This window comes from Methylobacterium sp. BE186, from assembly GCF_031457035.1.
GTDB classification, from domain to species: Bacteria; Pseudomonadota; Alphaproteobacteria; order Rhizobiales; family Beijerinckiaceae; genus Methylobacterium; species Methylobacterium segetis.
In genome coordinates, this window is record NZ_JAVDVV010000019.1 from 65,291 (window position 1) to 79,281 (window position 13,991).

Annotated in this window: 16 protein-coding genes; 5 read left to right on the forward strand and 11 right to left on the reverse strand. The window is 72.3% G+C overall.

Annotation, left to right across the window (positions count from 1 at the left end; genetic code table 11):
- Genes J2X36_RS18485 through J2X36_RS18500 form a run of 4 tightly spaced genes read right to left on the reverse strand, consistent with a single transcriptional unit; the run spans window position 1 to window position 3,440 of the window.
- Window positions 1–606: a pyridoxamine 5'-phosphate oxidase family protein gene (locus tag J2X36_RS18485; protein WP_310352463.1), complete on the reverse strand. Its 606-nt coding sequence runs from the start codon at window positions 604–606 to the stop codon at window positions 1–3.
- A gap of 1 nt (window position 607) precedes the next feature.
- Window positions 608–946, reverse strand: coding sequence for a lipid-A-disaccharide synthase N-terminal domain-containing protein (locus J2X36_RS18490; RefSeq protein WP_132252767.1), 339 nt, complete (start codon window positions 944–946; stop codon window positions 608–610).
- Window positions 940–1,707: a glycosyltransferase family 2 protein gene (locus J2X36_RS18495; RefSeq protein ID WP_405029814.1), complete on the reverse strand. Its 768-nt coding sequence runs from the start codon at window positions 1,705–1,707 to the stop codon at window positions 940–942. Before J2X36_RS18495 ends, J2X36_RS18490 begins: the two co-directional genes overlap by 7 nt.
- A gap of 14 nt (window positions 1,708–1,721) precedes the next feature.
- Window positions 1,722–3,440 (reverse strand): glycosyltransferase family 39 protein, encoded by a 1,719-nt coding sequence (locus J2X36_RS18500; RefSeq protein ID WP_310352472.1) that lies wholly within the window; start codon window positions 3,438–3,440, stop codon window positions 1,722–1,724.
- A 189-nt stretch (window positions 3,441–3,629) separates the two neighbouring features.
- Between J2X36_RS18500 and J2X36_RS18505 the strand changes: the two genes are divergently transcribed.
- Together J2X36_RS18505 and J2X36_RS18510 are read left to right on the forward strand one after the other, a co-directional pair.
- Window positions 3,630–4,325, forward strand: coding sequence for a DJ-1/PfpI family protein (locus J2X36_RS18505; RefSeq protein ID WP_132252774.1), 696 nt, complete (start codon window positions 3,630–3,632; stop codon window positions 4,323–4,325).
- A 73-nt stretch (window positions 4,326–4,398) separates the two neighbouring features.
- On the forward strand, window positions 4,399–6,060 hold the full coding sequence (locus J2X36_RS18510; protein ID WP_310352474.1) for an acyl-CoA synthetase: 1,662 nt from the start codon (window positions 4,399–4,401) through the stop codon (window positions 6,058–6,060).
- Between the two features lie 88 nt (window positions 6,061–6,148).
- On the opposite strand, the gene J2X36_RS18515 is transcribed toward J2X36_RS18510, so the two are convergent.
- The 5 genes from J2X36_RS18515 to J2X36_RS18535 all read right to left on the reverse strand — a co-directional run bounded on the left by J2X36_RS18515 (window position 6,149) and on the right by J2X36_RS18535 (window position 9,128).
- A complete protein-coding gene (locus J2X36_RS18515; protein ID WP_310352475.1) occupies window positions 6,149–6,478 on the reverse strand; it encodes a hypothetical protein in 330 nt (109 codons plus the stop codon).
- Window positions 6,479–6,488: 10 nt separating this feature from the next.
- A complete protein-coding gene (locus J2X36_RS18520; RefSeq protein WP_310352476.1) occupies window positions 6,489–7,760 on the reverse strand; it encodes a hypothetical protein in 1,272 nt (423 codons plus the stop codon).
- 184 nt (window positions 7,761–7,944) lie between these two features.
- Complete coding sequence (locus J2X36_RS18525) at window positions 7,945–8,238, reverse strand: hypothetical protein (protein WP_132252784.1); 294 nt, start codon at window positions 8,236–8,238, stop codon at window positions 7,945–7,947.
- A gap of 258 nt (window positions 8,239–8,496) precedes the next feature.
- Window positions 8,497–8,796 (reverse strand): hypothetical protein, encoded by a 300-nt coding sequence (locus J2X36_RS18530; protein ID WP_310352480.1) that lies wholly within the window; start codon window positions 8,794–8,796, stop codon window positions 8,497–8,499.
- Between the two features lie 38 nt (window positions 8,797–8,834).
- Window positions 8,835–9,128 (reverse strand): hypothetical protein, encoded by a 294-nt coding sequence (locus J2X36_RS18535; RefSeq protein ID WP_310352482.1) that lies wholly within the window; start codon window positions 9,126–9,128, stop codon window positions 8,835–8,837.
- A 309-nt stretch (window positions 9,129–9,437) separates the two neighbouring features.
- On the opposite strand from J2X36_RS18535, the gene J2X36_RS18540 reads away from it, so the two are divergent.
- On the forward strand, window positions 9,438–10,517 hold the full coding sequence (locus J2X36_RS18540) for a PAS domain-containing protein (RefSeq protein ID WP_310352484.1): 1,080 nt from the start codon (window positions 9,438–9,440) through the stop codon (window positions 10,515–10,517).
- Between the two features lie 15 nt (window positions 10,518–10,532).
- Here J2X36_RS18540 and J2X36_RS18545 read toward each other — a convergent pair whose 3' ends face one another.
- Together J2X36_RS18545 and J2X36_RS18550 are read right to left on the reverse strand one after the other, a co-directional pair.
- A complete protein-coding gene (locus tag J2X36_RS18545) occupies window positions 10,533–10,895 on the reverse strand; it encodes a response regulator (RefSeq protein ID WP_132252794.1) in 363 nt (120 codons plus the stop codon).
- Window positions 10,896–10,921: 26 nt separating this feature from the next.
- Window positions 10,922–12,196 (reverse strand): ATP-binding protein, encoded by a 1,275-nt coding sequence (locus J2X36_RS18550; protein ID WP_310352487.1) that lies wholly within the window; start codon window positions 12,194–12,196, stop codon window positions 10,922–10,924.
- Window positions 12,197–12,571: 375 nt separating this feature from the next.
- Between J2X36_RS18550 and J2X36_RS18555 the strand changes: the two genes are divergently transcribed.
- Together J2X36_RS18555 and J2X36_RS18560 are read left to right on the forward strand one after the other, a co-directional pair.
- Entirely contained in the window at window positions 12,572–12,883 is a 312-nt protein-coding gene (locus J2X36_RS18555) for a hypothetical protein (protein ID WP_132252799.1), read from the forward strand.
- Between the two features lie 312 nt (window positions 12,884–13,195).
- A complete protein-coding gene (locus J2X36_RS18560; RefSeq protein ID WP_132252802.1) occupies window positions 13,196–13,987 on the forward strand; it encodes a glycosyltransferase family 2 protein in 792 nt (263 codons plus the stop codon).
- Window positions 13,988–13,991: the final 4 nt, after the last annotated feature.

Consider the following 13,991-nt stretch of genomic DNA (forward strand, 5'->3'; position numbering starts at 1 on the left):
TCACGGCGCGAGCCAGGTTCCGGTCCAGCCGCCCTCCCCCGTCCGCCGCCAGCCGGCGCGACGGTGGCCGCGGCGGTCGAGATAGAGGAAGTCGAGCCGCTCGGCGCGCACGAGCAGCGCACAGAATCGGGGCCGCCCGACGTTGATCGTATCATCCGCGTCCGGCAGGGCGTAGGCGCCCCCGCGGGGCAGCGCCGTGCCGGGGGCCGGGTCGATGCCGTAGCAGACCCGGCTCATCGGCAGGCTCGCGCGCCACGCGTCGTCGGCCACCGCGTCATCCGTATGCAGGGTGGCCGTTCCCTCAATGCGGATCTGCACCGCGGTCTCCGGGTCGTAGGCGTGCAGCGCGCAGGCGCTTCGCGCGGCGAGCTCGCCCGCCTTGTCCGAGCGTCGGTCGCAGTGGATTCTCAGCGTTCCCCCCGCGCGCTCGGCCGCCCGCAGCACCACCGTGCGCACCCGCGGCCGGCCCTCCGCATCGACGGTGGCGAGGCTCGGCGTGTGGAAGGCTGAGCGCCCCCGCTCGACCCCGGCCGCGAGGAGGCGCCAGAGCTCGGCTTCCGCCGCCGCGAGATCCTCGTGGAAGGGCGGGAGCGGCGCGCGCGCCACCTCAGCCGCCTCCGCTGCCGCGAGCGCGGCCGCGCTCGCGGAAGATCAGGGCGAGGTTGCGCAGGTAGATCCCCGTCGAGAGCCCCTGCCCGATGATGATCACGGGCTCCTTGCGCACGAAGCCGTAGGCGAGCGTCATCAGCCCGCCGAGGATCGAGAGGAACCAGAACGAGAGCGGCATCACGCTCCTGCCCGCCCGCTCGCTCGCGATCCATTGCAGGATGAAGCGCGAGCCGAAGACGAGCTGTGCCAGGATGCCGAAGACGAGCCAGAAATCGAAGCGGGTGACGAAGACGTCGTAGAAATAGCCCCGCAGGTGGTCGGAGATCTCGATCAGCACGGCCGCCCCCCCACCTCTGTCGGTGCCACGACCTCGGCGACGGCCGGCGTCGGGCGCTTGCGGCGGATCAGCCACCAGACCCCGGCGAGGTCGAGGAGCCCGACCCAGAGCCGGTCGAACAGGCCGTAATTCGAGGTGCCGGTGAAGCGGGGCCGGTCGATCACGTCGCGGTGGACGACGCCGTAGCCCTCGCGGGCGACGAGGGCCGGCATGAAGCGGTGCAGCGCGTCGAAATAGGGCAGCCGCAGGTAGACGGAGCGGCGGAAGACCTTGAGGCCGCAGCCCGTGTCGCGCGTGGCGTCGCGCAGGATGCGGCCCCGCACCCCGTTGGCGATGCGCGATTGCAGCATCTTGAAGCGTCCGTCCTTGCGCCCCGTGCGCTGCCCCTGCGCGAGGGCGGCCGCCGGCCCCCCCTCCTCCAGGGCCGCGACGAGGGCCGGGATGAAGGCGGGGTCGTTCTGGCCGTCTCCGTCGAGGGTCGCGACGATGGGCGCGCGCGCCGCGGCGACGCCGCTGCGCACCGCCGCGCTCTGGCCGGCGCTCGCCGCGTGCTGCAGCACCCGCAGCCAGGGCCGGGCGGCGCGAGCCTCGGCGAGGCGCTCCGGCGTCGCGTCGGTCGAGCCGTCGTCGACGTAGATCACCTCGAAGGGCGTCAGCCCCGCGCAGGCCGCCTCGATCTCGGCGACGAGGCTCGCGATGTTGCCGGCCTCGTTGCGCACCGGCACCACGACGGTGAGGCGGGGATCGGGGGACGGGCTCACGGTCGCGCGCTCCATCACGGCACCACCGCGTAGGCCGTCAGGTCGAGCCGTTTGCCGCCGTTGATGTTGAAGCCCGAGACCTGCCCCACGGGTACGGGGAGCGGCGCGGCCACGGGCGCGGCAGCGGCGAGATCGGCCGCGAAGCGCGCCTCGACGAGGACGAGGCGGCAGCCGCCGCCGGCCAGGAAAGCGAGAGCGTCGGATCCGGAATCGAGCATGATCAGGTCTGTGCCCATCAGGAAGACGAGGCTCGGCTCGCGGTAGCCGAGGCTCGCGACCTGCGGCCTCTCGCAGGGCAGCGCGTCGCGGATCGCCGCGAGGCGGCCCGAGACCTTCAGCGCCGGCAGCGCGCGCTGGGCGAGGCCGAGCACGGACGGCGTGAGGAGGCAGGCCGAGAGGATCGCGATCACGCAGGCGCGCTCGGCCGCCCCGCGCGCGAAGGCCGCGACCGCGAGCGCCGCCAGCGCGCAGGCGGCGAGGAGGAACGGGAGCGCCACGAGCGGCAGGCTCCGGTCGAGCTTCCAGCCGGCGGCGGCGAGGCCGAGGGTCAGGCCGACCGGGATCAGGAGCAGGAGGAACGCGACCGTCGCGCGCGCGCCGCGCCGGGCGGGGTCGAGGGCGCCGGACTGGAGCGCGAGCGCCGTCAGGATCGCGACCGCCGGCATCAGGGGCAGCACGTAGTGCGGCAGCTTCGTCGGCACCGCCTCGAAGACGAGCCAGGAGGGAACGATCCAGGCCAGCAGGAGCGCGACCGCGTCGCTGCTTCGCGCGCGCCACGCGAAGGGCACGCTCAGCGCCGCGAAGGCCGCACCGGGCCAGAAGGTCGCGAAGAAGGCGATCGCGTAGGCGCCCGGCGGCCCCCAATGCTTCTCCTTGGCGGTGCCGACCTTGCCCAGCATGTCCTTGCCCACCGCCTCCCCGAAGAAGGCGCCGCCGCTCTTCCAGGCGATGGCGAGGAACCAGGGCGCCACGAGGACCAGGGTGAGGGCGAGGCCGGGTCCGGGGCGGAGGGCGAGAAGCCAGCGCCCGGAGCGCGCCCGGACCGAGAGGACGAGGGCGGCAAGGCCGACGAACATCGGCACCATCGGCCCCTTGACGAGGATGCCGAGCGCCAGCCCGAGCCAGAAGGCGAGGAAGACGGCGGGGCCGTGGGGGCCCTGCCCCCGCCGCAGCCAGGCGCGGGCGAGCGCCCCGAAGGCCGCGGTCGCGGTGGCCGTGAGCACCGCGTCGGTCTTGGCGAGGTGCGCCTCGGCCGCGAGCATCAGGCAGGCGCCGAAGAGCGCGGCGGCGAGGAGGGCGCCCCGGCGCGGGAGGAAGGCGAGCGCCGCCCAATAGGCGAGCAGCACGGAGGCCGCGGCACCGAGGAGCGAGGGCAGGCGGTAGAGGCCGATCGCGGTGCGGGCCTCCGGCACGCCGAGCGCCTCGCCCGCGGCGACGGAGGCCGCCTGCAGCCAGTAGATGCCGACCGGCTTCTTGTGGCGCGCCTCCGCCTGGAAGCGGATGTCGACGAGGTCGCCCGTCTCCAGCATCTGCTTCGTGGCCTGGGCGAAGCGGGGCTCGTCCCGGTCCATCGGCTGCAGGGAGGTCAGCCCCGGCAGGAAGCAGACGAGGCAGAGGGCGAGGAGCAGGGCGCAGGCCCGGGCGTGGCTGCGCGCCCCGAAGGCGAGGATCCGGTCGGGCAGCGGCGCGGAGAGCGCGCTTCGGGCGACGCGGCCGGCGGAGAGGCTCGTCATGCGCGTCTCGTGGTGGGCGTCCCGTCACGGGCTCGCGGCGGGCTCAACGGCATCGGCCGGCCGGGCAGACCGCCCGCGCCCGGACCGGCGGCCGTGTCGGTGATCCGGCCCGGAATGTCAAATGACCCGGCTTGCCGTCCGGGCGAGCCCGTTCGAGAGTGCCGGCCGGCCCCCGTACGGCAGGTTCCCATGACGCTTCGCATCGGCCTCCTCGTCTTCCCCGGCGTGCAGCAACTCGACCTCACCGCCCCCTACGAGGTGTTCGCCGCCCTGCCCGGGGCGGAGATGCATCTCGTCGCGGCCGATCTCGCGCCCGTGCGCAGCACGACCGGGCTCGTGCTCGCCCCGACGACCCGGCTCGCCGATTGCCCCGACCTCGACGTGGTCTGCGTGCCGGGCGGCAGCGGCGTCAACACCCTGATGCGGGACGCAACCCTCCACGCCTTCCTGCGCCGTCAGGCGGAGACCGCGCGCCACCTCACCTCCGTCTGCACGGGCGCGCTGGTGCTCGGCGCGGCGGGGCTCCTGCGGGGCCGGCGGGCGACGACGCATTGGGCGGCGCACGACCTCCTGCCGGCCTTCGGGGCGACCCCCGTGCGCAAGCGCGTGGTGCGCGACGGCGCGCTCCTGACGGGCGGCGGCGTCACCGCGGGGATCGACTTCGCCCTGGCGCTCGCGGCGGAGATCGCGGGCGAGACGGCGGCGCACGGAATCCAGCTCGCCCTCGAATACGCCCCTGCCCCGCCCTTCGCCGCGGGCCATCCGGACGAGGCCCCGGCCGCCGCGCTCGCGGCGGCCCGCGCCCGCCTCGGCCCGAGCCGGCGGGAACGGGAGCGGATCGTGGCCGAGATCACGGGCGCGGAGGTGCCGCGGGCCGAATGGTGAAGGGCGCGCCCGAACGCACGCACGATTGATCGGGCGCGGTCGCGCGGTATCGTGCCGGCAGGAGAGAAACGCCATGACCGCCGACACGACGAACGCCGACAAGCCGGGCGCCGACACGATCTACGACCGCGACCTCGACCGGAACCCGGCCAATTTCCAGCCGCTGACGCCGCTGAGCTACCTCGACCGGGCCGCGCGCGTCTTCCCCGACCACGTGGCGGTGATCCACGGGCCGCTCCGGCGCAGCTACGCCGATCTCTACGCCCGCAGCCGCCGCCTCGCCTCGGCGCTCAAGGCGCGGGGCATCGGGCGCGGCGACACCGTGGCGGTGCTGCTCTCGAACACGCCCGAGATGATCGAGTGCCATTACGGGGTGCCGATGACGGGGGCAGTGCTCAACACGCTCAACACCCGGCTCGATGCGGGGGCGCTGGCCTTCTGCCTCGACCACGGGGAGGCCAAGATCTTCATCACCGACCGCGAATTCTCGAAGGTGGCGGGGCCGGCGCTGGAGAAGGCGGGGGTCGAACCCCTCGTGATCGACGTGGACGACCCCGAATACGGGGGCGAGGGCACGGCTCTCGGCGAGATCGGCTACGAGGCATTCCTCGCCGAGGGCGATCCCGAGCACGACTGGACGATGCCGGGGGACGAGTGGGACGCGATCTCGCTCAACTACACCTCCGGCACCACGGGCGATCCGAAGGGCGTGGTCTACCACCACCGCGGCGCGGCGCTCCTCTCCCTCGGCAACGTCATCACGGGAGGCATGTACGGGCATCCCGTCTATCTCTGGACGCTGCCGATGTTCCACTGCAACGGCTGGTGCTTTCCCTGGACGCTCTCGGTGGTGGCCGGCACGCATGTCTGCCTGCGTCAGGTTCGCGCCGGGGCGATGTACCGGGCGCTCGCCGAGCACGACGTCACGCATCTGTGCGGCGCGCCGATCGTGATGCAGCTCCTCCTCAACGCGCCGGATTCCGAGAAGCGCCCCCTGCCCCGCCGGGTCTCCTTCATGACGGCGGCCGCACCCCCGCCGCAGGCCGTGCTTGCCGCGATGGGTGAGGCGGGCTTCGACGTGACCCACCTCTACGGGCTGACCGAGACCTACGGCCCGGCGGTCGTGAACGCGTGGCACGAGGCGTGGGACGACCTGCCCCCGGACGAGCGCGCCGCCCGGATGGCGCGCCAGGGCGTGCGCTACCCCGTCCTCGAAGGCTTCGACGTGCGCGACCCCGACACGATGGACTCGGTCCCCGCCGACGGGGAGACGATGGGCGAGGCGATGTTCCGCGGCAACGTGGTGATGCGCGGCTACCTCAAGAACCCGAAGGCGACGCAGGCCGCCTTCGCGGGCGGCTGGTTCCGCTCCGGCGACCTCGGGGTGAAGCACCCGGACGGCTACATCCAGCTCAAGGACCGCTCGAAGGACATCATCATCTCGGGCGGCGAGAACATCTCCTCGATCGAGGTGGAGGATGCGCTCTTCAAGCACCCAGCGGTGGCCGCCGCCGCGGTCGTCGCCAAGCCCGACGAGAAGTGGGGCGAGACGCCGGTCGCCTTCGTGGAGCTGAAGGAGGGCCGGACGGTCGAGCCCGACGCCCTGATCGCGTGGTGCCGCGAGCGGCTCGCCCCCTACAAGCTGCCCCGCCAGATCGTGTTCGGCGAATTGCCGAAGACCTCGACCGGGAAGGTGCAGAAATACGTCCTGCGCGAGCGGGCGAAGGAGGGCTGAGGCGGCCCCCCGCCCCGCCCTCGCCCGCACGGTCGAGAGGGTCGCGGGGTGCCGGCGCGGAAGCGCCCGGCCGGGCCCGCGCAGCCGCTCAGCGCTCGAACACGACGTTCAGTTCGCGCTGGCGCTCGGTGACGACGTTGAAGGGGTACCTGTAGCGGGTGTCGAGCCCGGGCAGCACGCCGGGGCAGACGATGTAGGAGAGCTTCACCTGCGTGTAGCAGACGCCCTGCTGGCGGGCCGCGAAGGCGAGGCGCGGGTTCACGCAGGACCCGTCGCTGAGCCGGCCCTCCGGGCAGGCGGCCGGGCGGAGCGGCGGGGCCGCGACGGCGCGCGGCTGCGCGGCGGCCTCGCGCACCCCCTGCGGGCCGGCGAGGAGGGCGAGGGCGAGGGCGAGGAGGGAAAGGGATGTGTGACGCATCGTCGACTCCTCAGAACCGGATGGTGGCGCCGCCGCCGATCGACCAGCCCGTGTAGGACAGGCGCGGCTGGCCCGTGCCGGGCACGATCCCGAAGCCCGGGAAGGGCTCCTTGTCCGGGTTCACGGCCTCGCGCACGAAGATGCGCTCGCCGCGCAGGCTCAGGGAGACCGTCTCGGTGAGCGTGTATTGCAGGGTGCCGCCCGCCCCGTAGCGCTCGCGGGCCGGCAGGAACTGGAACGTGGTCGGGTCGTAGGAATTCACGTCGCGGTAGAGGTAGCTCAGGGTGGGCCCGAGCGCGAAGCTGCCCCGGCGGTACAGGGTGTCGAGGCCGACGCGGTAGAGGTTGCTGTTCGAGTTGCGCGGCTCGGCCACGAGACCCAGCAGCACGGCGTTCGGCACGAAGTTGCGTTGCGTGTTGTTGAAGGAGGCGCTCAGCGTCGTCAGCCACGCCTCCGCCCAGGCATAGCCCACCTGCCCCGAGATGCCGACGCGCTCGCCCGAGCGGATCAGCGGCGCCCGATCGACGAAGGTGGTGCCGTCCTGCGAGTAGACCACGGCGAGGTTGCCGCTCCAGGGACCCTCCTCGTAGGCGAGCGAGGCGGTGACCGAGGCGGTGTCGCCGGATTTCGTCTCGACGAAGGCGTCGATCCCCGTGAACGGGTCCGGCGGACCCTCGCGGAAGAAGGGCTCGCGGGTCGTGTAGCCGAGGGTCAGGTTGAACAGCATCGTCTGGCCGAGGGGCACGTTGACGCCGACGCTCGGGCCGAAATTCAGCCCCTCCCCGAAGGTCGGCACGTCCACGAGGTCCGAATCGAGCCGGGCGAGGAAGCGCGTGCCCGCGAGGTAGCTCTCGCCGGTGGGCAGGTTCATGTTGATCGAGGCGAAGGGCTGAACCCCGTCGATGCCGAGATAGGTGGCGGTGGCCGAGAGCTGCGTGTCGAGGGCGGTGCGCACGGAGCCGCTGAGGCCCGGCGTGCCCTGCCGCGAATCGACGTAGCCGCCGCGGGCGGTGAGATCGATCTTCAGGTCGGGGCTCGGCTGGCCCGAGATGGCGAGGCCGAAGGGCAGGTAGAATTGCGTGCCGGAGCCGCGCACGCCGAGCGGCGCGACGCCGGTCGGCTGGCCCTTGGTGCCGCTGAAGCTGAAATACCGGAACTCGGTGTTGAACGTCGTGGTCCAGGCCGGCTCGAAGGCGGGCGGCGCGGCCGGTGCCAGGGCGAGGTCGGCCGCCCAGGCCGGCCCCGTCGCGAGCAATCCGCAGATGATCGAAAGGTTTCGCACCGAATCTCTCCAGGTCTATTCGGTACAGATTGCTGAAGATTCGGCGAACATTTCAATATTTACGCTTTGATAAGATATAGCTGTTGCCGAAAAGCAACCGATTACGTGCGAATAAAGCAGTATATCCCGGCCGCAAGGCCGGGCTGAAACGCTTCGATCTGGACGTTCGATGGAAGAGCGAGCGTTACCGGAAGTTCGGCGGCCGGCTCACCTGCACGGCCGCGCCCTTGCTGAGCTGATCCTTCGCGTTCCCGGCACCCGCGGCAACGATGCCGCCATGGCCATAATTGACCTTGTTCGACACTGTCGGCTGGGGAACGACGACCTTGCTCGGAGTACCGACCACCGGCCGGGCGGCAACGCCGCCGGGCCGCGTGTAGCAGAGCGCCCCCGTGCAGGCCTGGGCCGACGAGGCGGCGAGGAAGCCGGAGGTGAGGAGCGCCGCGCCGAGCAGCGGGAACGTGGGACGGCGTGTCATCGTCGGAACCCTTCGGCGGAGGAGGAGCACCCACCCAGCCCGTCCGCCCCGGCGGCCTGGATGCGATCGGTGAGGCGAAGATGTCCCGCTCTCACCGGCTCAACGAACACTCATTTTTTTCAAGACGCTTCCCCAGAAGTGAGGAGGACGTCCGATCTTTCTGGTCTTCCCGCGCCCGCAAAGCGGACGAAGAGCAGATTTTGCCGAACCATCGGCACCGTCGAGCCGGGATGGATCGATCAACCGGTGTCCGGCGCCTCAGCGAATGCCGCCGGGTGCGACCCGCGCAGGCGGCGGGCCGCCCGCGTTGACCTTCTGGCCGTTCGACATCTGATAGACGCCGCCGCCGATATAGGTGGGGCTGACGGATGGGGGTCTCAGTTGCTGCTGGGCGGGCGGCGCTGCACCCGCGCCGGGCGGCCGGGGCATGGCGGGCTTGACGAGCGGCGCCGGAGCGGCCGCAGGGCGTGCACCGCCGATACCGCCCGCGAGCGCAGGCCCTCCCAGGAGAGAGGCCGCGAGGACGGCCCCAGCGATGGATCCTGCCCCGTTGCGCATGGTGTGCTCCTCCCTCGAAGATCGTGGATCCCGTCGCCTCAGCGCCGGTTCTTGTCGCTCCAGGCCGGGCCGCCGACGATCGGCGTCGGCTTGCCGACATTGGCGAACGGGTTGGACGCCGCCGGACCGCCGGGCTTCGGCTGGACCTTCGGCTCGACCGCAGGGCGCGGCTGGATAGCGGGCTGACGCGAGGGCGGCACGCTCCCGATAGAGGCGTTGGAGGACGGGCGCTGCCCGAAGCCCTGAGCCGCGACCAGGCCGGGCGCCATCGCGCCCAGCGCAAGCGCCGCGGCGCCGACGGCCGTCCTCCTCGCGATGGTCAGGGTCCGCATCCGCGCACTCCTTCTCGTCTCCGGCACAGCCTTATGCGGCCTCGAAGCGTGCCGCCTCCTCACTTCTGAGGAGGTGGCACGCGAAACCTCTATCGCGTGCGGCTTGCGCCAGGATTGCACAATCGTTCCGTCGAGCGCCTCGGATCGAGGTCAATATTGACATCGATCTTCCGGATGCTTGATGTCGGATTTCAAGTCTGAGAGGAATCTCATAAGCACAAATCGGCGGTCATATGGACGATACGTGTATTATTATTCGATAAGTCAATTGGCGGTTGTATATCCGTCTTGCTCTACCAAGATGCCTCGATGCCCGACCCGTTAAGTCCCGAGCGGATCGCGGCGCTCTACGAGGCCGCCGGCGAGCCGGACGCGCTCCGGCGCATGGCCGCGATCGTCCAGTCGGTGATGGACACGGAGACGGCCGGGATCTGGCTCGTGGAGGAGGGCCGGGTCTGCGACCTCACGGTGACCGACGATATCGCCGCCTCCACCGCGCCCTACCTCGCCTATTATCACCGGATCGACCCCTGGAGCGCCGCGCGGCGCCAGCCCGGCCGGGTCTTCCTCGGCCCCGAGCAGGTCGACGAGGACAGGCTCCTGCGCAGCGAGTTCTACAACGATTTCGCCCGCCACTACGGCATGCGCCGGCCGATGGGCCTCGCCATGCCGCTCGAGCCGGGGATCATCGGCACGGTCTCCGTCAACCGCGCGGCGGGCAGCCGCCTCCTCGACGTGGCGGACAAGGACCGGCTCGCGGATCTGGGCCTCCATCTCGGGGCGGCCCTGCGTCTGCACCGCCGCTTCCGCGCAGTCGGCGCACGCGGAGGGGAGGCCGCGGACGCCCTCGATGCCCTCGCCTTCGGAATCGTCGTCTGCGGGCCGAACGGGCGGGTGCGCCGGCTCAACCGTGCGGCCGAGGATCTCGCGCGGGCGGGCGCCGGCCTCGTGCTCGGGCCGCGCGGCGCCCTCGCGGCGGCCTCACCCGGCGAGAGCGCGGACCTGCGTGCCCTGGTGCAGGGCGCGGCCGCCGGGCGGCCCGGGGCGATGCGGCTGCGGGGGAAGGACGGAATCCGGCTCTCGGTGCTGGCCACGCCGCTGGGGGCGGGGCGCGCCGCTCCCTGCGCGCTCCTCACCCTGCGCCGGGACGACGCGCCGGCCGCCCCCGCCCCGGCCCTGCTGCAGCGGCTCTTCGGCCTGACCCCGGCCCAGGCCGCCCTCTGCGGGCAGCTCGCGGCAGGCCTCACCTTCGAGGAGGCCGCCGCCGCCCGCGGCGTCGCGGTGAGCACGGCCCGCACCCACTTCCTCGGCATCCTCGCCCGCACCGGCACGCAGAACCTGCGCGACCTCCTGCGCCTGCTCGGCACCCTGCCGCCCCTGGCGGGCTGAGGGCAGGTCCGCCGCTCAGCCGATGCCGAGGCGACGCACGGCCGCGACGATGGCGGAGGGGCGGTAGGGCTTCATGACGAGGAGGCTGTCGCGCACCTGCCGGGGCTCCTCGGCGCTGTAGCCCGTCACGTAGATCACCGGCAGGCCCGGCTGCAGGGCGCGGGCCTGCTCGGCCACGCCCCAGCCGTCGAGGTCTCCGGGCAGGCGGATATCCGTGAACAGGAGGTCGATCGGCGTGCGCGCGGCGAGGATCGCCGCCGCCGCCTCGCCCGTCAGCGCCTGCACGACCTCGTAGCCCGCCTCCTCGAGCTCGGCCGCGACCACCTCGATCAGCATGGCCTCGTCCTCGACGACGAGGATCCGCGGCCGGTCCGTCATGCCCGCCCTCGTCATGCCCGCCCTCGTCATGCCCCTGCCAGGGAGAGGCCCGGCAGCGCCGGCGGCTCTGCCGTCGACGCTGCGGGTGCGGGCGCCGTCCGGGGCGCGGGGGCGGGGAAGAGGAGCCGCACGATCGTGCCGCCCTGCGGCCCGATCACGATCGCGGCGGTGCCGCCCGATTGCTGGGCGAAGCCGAAGACTTGGCTGAGCCCGAGCCCGGTGCCCTGGCCGAGGGGCTTCGTCGTGAAGAAGGGCTCGAAGGCGCGGGCGGCGACCTCGGGCGGCATGCCGGCGCCGGTGTCGCGCACCTCGACGACGAGGCCGGCCTCCGCCGGACCACCCGCGAGGCCCAACCCCTCCTCCGGCCGCAGGGCCCGCGTCGCCAGGGTGAGCACGCCGCCCTTCGGCATGGCATCGCGGGCATTGACGGCGAGGTTGAGGATCGCGTTCTCGAACTGGTTCGGATCGAGTTCGACCCGCGGCAGATCCGGCGCGAGATCCGTCTCAAGGCGGATCTGCGGGCCGATCGTGCCGCGCAGCAGCTCCGCGAAGGCGCCGATCAGCCCGTTCACGTCGCTGCTCACGGGCGAGAGCGGCTGCTTGCGGGCGAAGGCGAGGAGCTTGTGGGTCACCGCCGCCGCCCGTTCGGCCCCCGTCATCGCGTCGCGTACGGGGCCGAGCAGCGGGCTGGCCGGGTCCAGGCGCCGCTCCACCCGCTCGAGATTGGCGAGCACCACGTTGAGCAGGTTGTTGAAATCGTGCGCGACGCCCCCCGTGAGCTGGCCGATCGCCTCCATCTTCTGCGACTGGCGCAGCAGCGCCTCGGTGCGCCGCTGCTCGGCGGTGGCGAGTTCCAGCGCGGCGAGCGCCCGGTCGCGCTCCGCGATGCGCGCCTTGAGCTCCTCGTTGGCGCGGCGAAGCTGCGTCGGCGAGGGCAGCGCCAGCGCCTGCGGCAGGAGCTTCCAGAGGGCGATGGCGGTTGCAACCGAGGCGAGTGCGGTCACGGCCTTGACCAGGGCCTCGGCCCCGTAATCGGGCACCCACAGGGTCCAGATCGCGAAGAGGTGCGTCGCCCCGCAGGCAGTGATGAAGACCGCAAACGACCAGAACATCCAGCCGAACACGATGTCGGGGCGGCGGGAGACGAAGGTGGCGAGCGCGCCGGGAATCGAGAAATAGGCGAGCGCGATGAGCGTGTCCGAGACGACATGCGTCCAGATCAGTTCCGGCCGCCAGAGCAGACAGATGCCGTGGGGCGAGAGACTATCGACGTCCCAGAGGCTGCGCACGAACTCGAACATGAGACCCCCCATGTGCAAAGAAAGCGCTGATGAAGAACGGCCTTCGCGAGCCGCAGCATTCATTGGGACTGATCCGCGGGCAATTGGCAATCCTTTCTTCGCACCACCCGACCCTCTTCGTTGACGCGCGCGGACGGAATCTGACGTCTGCCCAAAGGCTGCGGGCGCCCTGCACGCGAATACGCTGGCAGGGCAAGGCAAGCGGCGAGGCTCCCCGCGCGAACCTTCGGAGATGGTGCGCCGTCGATCCGGCTCGGGGCCGGCTTCGGCCCGGATGCGACCGCAGGTGGTGACACTGGCCGCGTCCGCGTGGCAGAAGCTTGGCCTTTCCGAAGGCCCCGCGGCCCGGCCAGCGAGAGAGAGACGACACGCCCGATGAGCGCCCGAACGGACACGCTGCTCGCCCTCCTCGCCCGCGTGGTCGATCATGTCCGCGCGGCGAATGCCCGAACCGAGCGGGCGGAGGCCGCCGCGCGGGAGAGCGAGGCGCGGCTCGCCGTGACGGAGGCGAGCCTGCGCCGGCTGCGGGAGGAACTCGGGTCGCAGGCCCGCGCCTGCGCCGCCGCCGAGGCCCGGGCCGTCGAGGCGGAGCTGCGCATCTGCCAGGCTGCCGAGGCCCTCGGCTTCGGGGCCGCGGGCGGAGCCGGCGCGCCGCCGGCCGCCGAGGCGCCCGCGCGGCTGCACTGACCCACGGCGCATCGGGAGCTAAGCCTTTATTCCCCTGGCGCTCGGCCGGGGCGCGGGTGTTTCCTGCCTGCCGGGACCCGCGCGGGAGTCGCCGGCCGGCGCGGTTTTCGGGACCGGCGGTGCGGGCGGGGCCGATCGGCACGCCCGCACCGCCGGCCTTCCCGCCTTCCCTGCCGCGAGGCGCCCCGGCGCCGGGCGCGGGCCGCGCCCCTAGGCCCGCCGCCCCCGAGCCTCTATAAGCCTCTGCCGACAACGCCCCGCCCCGGGCGCTCCTCCGGGCGGCGCGGGCTCGCGGAGACCGCCGAACCCCTCATGGACGCGCCCACGCAGCCGGACCGCCCGCTACCGGTCGCCGTCTCCTGCACGATCATCGCCCGCGACGAGGCCGACCGGATCGCGCGCTGCATCGAGAGCGTGAAGGGCATCGCGCGCGAGATCGTCGTGATCGATTCGGGCAGCACGGACGGGACGGTGGCGCTCGCCGAGCGGCACGGCGCCCGCTGCCATTTCAATCCCTGGACCGGCTACGGCCAGCAGAAGCGCTTCGCAGAGGAGATGGCGCGCCACGACTGGGTGCTCAACCTCGACGCCGACGAGTGGCTGCCCGAGCCCGTGCGCGCCGAGCTGATCGACCTCCTGTCGCGGCCGATCCCGCCCGGGATCCACGGCTTCGCCTTCACCATCAGCCATGTCTATCCCGGGCATGAGCGCCCGCGCCCGCTCGCCGACTACCACACCTATGTCCGGCTCTACGACAAGACCCGCTGCCGCTTCCCCGAGAGCAGCGTCTTCGACGAGATCAAGCTCGCGCCGGAGCACAGGGGGCGCGTCCGGGCGCCGGTCTACCACCAGTCGATCCGCTCGCTCGGCCATTTGATCGAGAAGAACACGGCCTATTTCCGCCTGCAGGCGCGGGAGGTCCGCAAGGCGCGCCTGCCGACGCTGCTCAGGATCTGCGTCGAGCCGCTCACCACGTTCCTGAAATACTACCTCGTGCGGCGGCACATCACCGGCGGCGTCTACGGCTTCCTCGTCGCCTCGACCATCGCGGGCCTGCGCACCTACCGCCTCGCCCTGTTCCTGAAGGGCCGCCGGGAGCCTTGATCCC